Origin of the sequence: Pseudomonas sp. 57B-090624 (assembly GCF_003234055.1) — a bacterium.
Taxonomy (GTDB): Bacteria; Pseudomonadota; Gammaproteobacteria; order Pseudomonadales; family Pseudomonadaceae; genus Metapseudomonas; species Metapseudomonas tohonis.
Genome location: NZ_QKRU01000175.1, coordinates 1 through 1,415, shown reverse-complemented (window position 1 = coordinate 1,415; position 1,415 = coordinate 1). Strand labels below are relative to the sequence as shown.

Here is a 1,415-nt window from a genome sequence, read left to right as displayed (position 1 = left end):
CACCAGCGGGTCGAGCAGGTGGTAGGCGTCCTGGATTTCCACCACCTCGGTGTGGCCGCTGCCGTGGAAGGCCGCCGCCGCGAGGATCATGATCGCCGCGTTGACCAGCAGCGCCAGGGACAGCGAGCCGATGGTGTCGAAACGAGCGAAACGGATGGCGCTGCGCTTGCTCGCCTCATCGTCGCCGTTGACCCGGGTCTGCACCACCGACGAATGCAGGTAGAGGTTATGCGGCATCACCGTGGCGCCGAGGATGCCGATCGCCAGGTACAGCGGCTCCTGGCTGGAGAGCACGTCCCAGGAGGGCCGCAGCCCGGCGGCGACGTCCGGCCAGTAGGGTTTGATCAGCATCAGCTCGACGAAGAAGCAGGCACCGATGGTGGTGATCAACCCCAGCACGATGGCTTCCAGGCGACGGAAGTTGGCGCCTTGCAGAGCGAGAACGATCAGCGTGTCGAAGGCGGTCAGCACCACGCCGGTGGTGATGGAGACGCCCAGCAGCAGGTGGAAGGCCAGCGCCGCGCCCAGCACCTCGGCCAGGTCGGTGGCGATGATCGACAGCTCGGCGAGCAGCCACTGCCCACGCGCCACACCGGGGCGGTAGCGCTCCCGCGAGAGCTGCGCCAGGTCACGCCCGGTGGCGATGCCCAGACGCGAGCAAAGGCTTTGCAGCAACATGCCCGAGAAGCTCGCCAGCACCACCACGAACAGCAGCGCATAGCCGAAGCGCGAGCCGGCCTCGATGGCCGTCGCCCAGTTGCCCGGGTCCATGTAGCCCACCGACACCAGCAGGCCGGGGCCGACAAAGAGCATGAGCTTGCGCCCCAGGGACGCGTTGGCCGGCACCGCCACGCTGTGGCTGACGGCGGAGGGGCAGAACGGCGCGGTGGCCGTGGTGGGCAGCTTGTACATCGGGGACGCGCCGGGCGGAGGGAATGACGCAGCTTAAACGCCGCGAAGCCTCGCGCAAATGCCCGCGCGGTCGAGAAGGGCCAGCCCGAGTGCGGGCCGGCCCGGCAGGATCAGAGCTTGGCTTCCAGCGCCTTCTGGATCGCCTCGGCGCGGGCATCGACATCGTCGACGTTGGTGAAGGGCTTGAAGTTGAGGCTCAGCACGCCGCCGTCGAAGGCGACGCCATCGGGGTAGTTGCTGGAGGGCGCGGTGGCTTCGTCATAACGCACCACCACCTTGCTCAGCTTGGCCTTGAGCGCCTGCTTGCCCATGTCGTCCACGGCCACGGAGGCGAAGGCCTTCTCCAGCGGGGTGAAGTAGACCTGTTTCCAGAAACCGTCCTGGGTGTAGTTCTGCGCCTGGTCGGGCAGCGCGATGCTGTTCCACTGCACGTCCACCGGCACCTCGAAACCGGCAGCAGCCTGGATGGCCTTCAGTTGCTCGACGTAGGGGCCTTCCTGGTA

The 1,415-nt window shown here is 67.4% G+C and carries 2 protein-coding genes; both read right to left on the bottom strand.

Annotated features, from left to right (window positions below; all coding sequences use genetic code 11):
- Window positions 1-852 (bottom strand): Nramp family divalent metal transporter (locus tag DMX10_RS32230; protein ID WP_178083042.1); only part of this gene is annotated, 852 nt, incomplete at its 3' end.
- A gap of 170 nt (window positions 853-1,022) precedes the next feature.
- On the bottom strand, window positions 1,023-1,415 hold a 393-nt coding region (locus tag DMX10_RS32900), incomplete at its 5' end, for a hypothetical protein (RefSeq protein WP_111264891.1).